2 protein-coding genes are annotated in these 5,297 nt (G+C 41.1%); both read left to right on the forward strand.

The genetic code is table 11. The features are described from left to right. A partial coding sequence (locus AVJ20_RS17545) for a DUF2345 domain-containing protein (protein WP_111886102.1) occupies window positions 1–2,578 on the forward strand: 2,578 nt, incomplete at its 5' end. Between the two features lie 64 nt (window positions 2,579–2,642). Beyond that, the coding region (locus AVJ20_RS17550; RefSeq protein ID WP_162689809.1) for an RHS repeat protein at window positions 2,643–5,297 on the forward strand (2,655 nt) is incomplete at its 3' end.

The raw sequence follows: 5,297 nt of genomic DNA on the forward strand, positions 1-5,297 counted from the left end.
TCTACATAGTCAAAATCAAGATAATGCGAGCTTAAGCTTAGAGCAGGCATGGCATGTGAGCCCTGCATGGATGCAAGATCTGAATGGTGAAGATGCTGCAACAGCTTCTAATAGTGCTCAAGTTGAACGTCTCAATCAAAATTTTAGTGATTATTATGCAGCTCAAGCCAAGCAATTTATTGCCAAAAGTACCGTACGTGATACGCAAGTTGGTTATTGGTTCAAATTGGATGAGCATCCAGAGATTGACCAACATCGTGGTGCCGATCAAGAATTTTTGATTTTATCTAAGTCTTTTTATAATCAAAATAATTTACCCAAAGACTTAACCGATCAAGTTACACAACTGATCCATCAAAGTCAGTGGCAAGTCAAACAAAGCGATGCGGATGAACGCCAAGCCAATACCTTGGCTTTGCAACGTCGAAATATTACGACCGTCCCTGAATTTAATCCACTTACACATCGACCAGTAACACATCCGCAGCGTGCCAAAGTTGTGGGGCCTGCCGGTGAAGAAATCCATGTTGATGAATGGGGGCGGATAAAAGTTCGTTTTCTGTTTACCCGTTCTGATGATCATGGTCATGATGGCGGTGCAGGTGCGAACAATAATGACACAGACTCGGCTTGGGTCGATGTACTGACCCCTTGGGCCGGCGAAGGCTATGGAGCGCGCTTCTTACCTCGAGTTGGTGAAATAGTTGTCGTTGATTTCTTTGATGGCAACATTGACCGACCTTTTGTTGTTGGTCGTATTCATGAAGCGCAGCGTAGTCCCACTAAATTTGACAATAAAGGACAATTACCCGATACAAAAAAACTCGCGGGAATTCGTTCTAAAGAAGTAGCCGGTGAGGGATTTGGTCAATTACGCTTTGATGATACCACGGGACAAATCAGTACGCAGTTGCAAAATAGCCATGGTGCAACACAACTGAACTTAGGACATTTAAGTCATCCTAAAGAACAGGCAGGGAGTGAAAGTCGGGGCGAAGGTTTTGAGCTGCGGACCGATCAATGGGGGGCAGTACGAGCTGGACAAGGTTTATTGGTGTCGACTTATAAACAGGAAAAGGCCAATGGTGAACATTTAGATGCAGAGATTGCAAGAACACAGCTGGAGACGAGTCATAGTAATAGTAAGTCTTTAAGTGATATTGCAAAGCAACAAAAAACAGATGAAATTGAATCTGTTGAACAACTAAAGGCTTTTGCCAGTGAAATAGAAAAAGACATTGCTAAATTTAAAAAAGCCATTCTTTTACTCAACTCAGTGGATGGTATTGCGCTCAGTACACCAGAGGATATTCATTTATCAGCAACCGGTATGATCAACCAAATTGCCGGTGATAGCATTAACCTGAGTACGCAAAAAAATATTGTGGGACAAGCTTTAGGTAAGGTTAGCTTATTTGCTGCTCAAGGTGGTATTAAAGCAATAGCAGCGCAAAGTAAAGTCGAAATTCAGGCACAGTCTGATGCTTTGGATATTTTGGCAAAAAAAGGAATTACGATTTCTTCTACTGAGGACAAAATAGAGATTAGCAGTCCGAAAGAGATTGTGATCACAGGAGCTTCTTCCCAAATTACTTTAAATGGCTCGGGAATTCTTGCTAAGACAGGCGGTAAATTTGAAGTAAATGCAGGGCAGCATCTATTTAAACCAGCATCGAGTGCTAGCAAGTCTGCACAACTTCCTGCTTCTAATCCGATGAAAGGGGCCTTAGAACTGCTTAAGAGCTATGGTGGTCAAGATTTCTTTAGCGGAACTGGATTTAAAGTGATTGATGCTTTGGGCAAGCAAGTTACAGGAAAATTAGACGGCAATGGCTTTGCTCAAGTAACGGGTATTGCACCAGGACCGGCTAAAGTTGAGTTTGACAAAGATCCACGCAGTGCATGGGATCAGTCGAGTCATTTTAACCGCAACTATGATTGGGCGGAAAAAGTGGTCCCAGGTGCTTCGGATTTTTTACAAAATACATTGGGTTCGTTGGGGCAAAATTTAACTTCACAGCTTAAAGATAACTTATTCAATTTAAATGCAGATTCTTTAAAAAATATCGGAAAAAATGCATTAAAAGATATTGGTGGACAAGCGTTAAATCAATTTAAAGACCAAGTCACCAATTCTGCACTATCTACAATTTCATCGAAACTCAACTTGGGGCTTTCTGCTTCACAAATGGCAAGTTTGGGTCAGGGTGCACAAGGATTATCAAGCACATTAGGTGGGTTTGGGGTGAGTAATGGCATTGTTTCTGAGTCAACGGCTGCCGCAGTTCAGAACTCACTAGCAACCATTGATAAGGACATTGTGGGCCGTAAAATTTCTTATTCCACACGCGCATTGACCTATACAGAAACCATTCGAGAAGGCTCTGCAACGCCCGCGAATGTGACAGCTGCACCCGTGGCGGTGCCTAAAGTGCCTGAAATAAAAGTAGCAGAAGTTGCACCTGCACCAGTGATACCTGTCCTTGCCAGTGACGATGATTGGGTAGATAGGAAGCAATATTCAAGCCCTTATCTCACTTATAGCGAAACTACACGACCGAAAAAGAACAATGGTTAGCGTTTGCTAAAGCTAGCGTCAAAGACAGTTTTAAATATTTAGAATTTGAGTAATAGGTTTTTACATGACAACTGAGCAAAATGTTCAAAAAGAACAACAGACAATAAATAAGCCAGCCGTAGAACTGGCGATTTTTAACTTAGAGAGTGTGACGCATACAGAAGATCATAAGTTTATTGCACATCAAATTGAAAACTATTTAAAGCAATGTGGGAATACCAACTTAGGGCAGTTGAAAAGTCTTGCTAATGTACCAACGGTTGCCAATATTTTTGCACTTTCAGGTTCAGTCTTAGATTTACTATTGTTTTGTACTGAGCAAAAACAAGGTGAGTCAGGAGTACAGCAAGGCGCTTTACTTTGTATGAACTTGATTGGTTTATACTTAGAACCCAAAGCCGAAGCTCATGTACGAATGGCTTTACGTCCTTTATTGGGACTCATGGCTGAATGTTTATATCCGCAAAATGGTAAAGTCAAAGAAGCCGATATCCGTCGCATGTCTTTGCATTTAAATGCGCAAATGGCAGGGGATATAGAAAAATTCCTGACTGAAACACAAGCTAAATTACCTACCTTGCTTTCAGATGCAAGCACATTGGGTATATCCATACTCTCAGCCTTTGCAACTGAAACGAAATCAGGACTGGTATCACCAACCATTAATTTTGGCGCAACTGCCGAAAAACGAGATCCAACGGAACAATTTAGTAACTGGACGAAACCGCTGATTGATCTGACACAAACCAGTGCGCTTGCTAGTTTGATACCGAAACTTAAAAAGCCAACAGGGGTCACATCTTTACAGTTGGAAGCACAACAAGCACAATCGCTTTTACCGAACCTAATTCAGCAACAAGCAAATACAGGTACAAAATATAGTATTGCTTGGTTAATACAAGAAACCTTAAAAGCCATAAAAAAACAAGGCAATAAAGCCAGTGCTAGCGTTCCTTTAACTCAAACTGGGGAGCATGAGCAGCATACGACAGGGGATACTTTAGAGTTTTTAACTTTACAGGCTGATGCTTTAAATAACCCACCTTGTAAAGGTGCTGATTCTAACTCGAAAAAAAGTATTAGTTACTCAATTGGTGCTGAGCGGGTGAATCATACCGATTTTTATTTACCCAAAGTGGGCTTTAGCTTCAGCCGTCAATATAATTCGCAAATGCATGAGTTTGATGGCAGCATGATGGGCGCGCGTTGGATGATGCCTTTTTCGAATGTCATTAGCCAAAATAAAAATGGCTACTTATTTATAGACAGTAATGGGCGCAAGCATCAGTTGCCTGAGTCAATCCTGTATGAAGCTTATACGGTACCTTATGAGGGCTTTACGGTAGAACCTTTAGAAAATGAAGACTTAGTCCTAAATTTTGGTTCAGCTTGGAGTTTTCATTTTCATAGTTTCAATGGTGGAAAGCACTATCAGTTGATTCAGCAATTCAATGAAGAAACAGATGAAAAAATTGAGTTAAGTTATTTACTATTTGAACAGCAGGCTTATCTACAAAGTATTGATTTTCAATTGAAGAAAGCTAAACACCAGCTCAAGTTTGCCTTTAATGATCAAGTAAAAGTTATCGCTGCCTTTGTGGATGAGCAAACAGAGCCAGTTTCACGCTATGAATATGATACGCAAGGCAATTTAATTAAGGCAGTAGATCAAAATGGCCATGTGCGAAGCTATGAATATAATGATGCGCATCAGCTGACTCGCTATACCGACCGTACTGGTCGTGGGCAAAATATCCGTTATGAATCTAAAGAGGCGAATGCCAAAGCCATCGCAGAATGGGCAGATGATGGTAGTTTTAAAACCCGTTTGGAGTGGCATCCGAGACTGCGCCAAGTTGCTGTGTATGATGCCTATGATGTGCCAACCTATTACTACTTTGATTTAGACGGATTTACTTATCGCACACGCTTAGCCGATGGCCGAGAAAAGTGGCTATCGCGTGACAGTCAAAAACGCATTACCCGTCAAATTGATTTTGCAGGCTTGGAAACTGAACAAGTTTATAACGAGCAAGATCAGCTGATTAAAATTGTACAGCCGAATGGAGGCATCATCCGTTTTGCCTATGATGAAGCAGGAAATTTGACGGAAACTAAAGATCCAGAAGGGAATATTTGGAAAAAAGAATACGATGCAGATGGTAATGTCACCAAGGAAATTAATCCTTTAGGTCATAGCACGCAGTATAAATACAACAACGATAATCAAGTTGTAGAAATCATTGATGCCAAAGGCGGCGCTAAAAAAATTCAATACAATGATTTGGGGCAAATGACCGCATATAGCGATTGTTCAGGTAAAGAAAGCGCATGGGAATACGATGAAGAAGGCGCACTGACGGCCCAACAGTCTGCTGATGCGCAGCAAGTCAAATATATCTACAGTTCAGAGGGAAAAGACAAAGGCCAGCTTAAAGCAATTGTTTATCCTGATGGTTTAAAAGAACAATTTGAACATGATGAAGAAGGACGCTTGCTGAAGCATACGGATACCAAAGGTTTAAGCACGCAGTACCGTTATAATGCTGCGGGTTTGCTCGAACAGCGTATAGATGCGAACCGCCATCAAATTGGCTACCAATGGGACAATCAAGGCCGTATTCAAAAGCTGATCAATCAAAACCATGCAGAATATTTATTTAGTTATAACCGTTTTGGGCAATTGGTACATGAACAAGCTTTTGATGGGGAAGAAAAG

Origin of the sequence: Acinetobacter sp. CFCC 11171 (genome assembly GCF_003268405.1) — a bacterium.
Lineage (GTDB): Bacteria > Pseudomonadota > Gammaproteobacteria > Pseudomonadales > Moraxellaceae > Acinetobacter > Acinetobacter amyesii.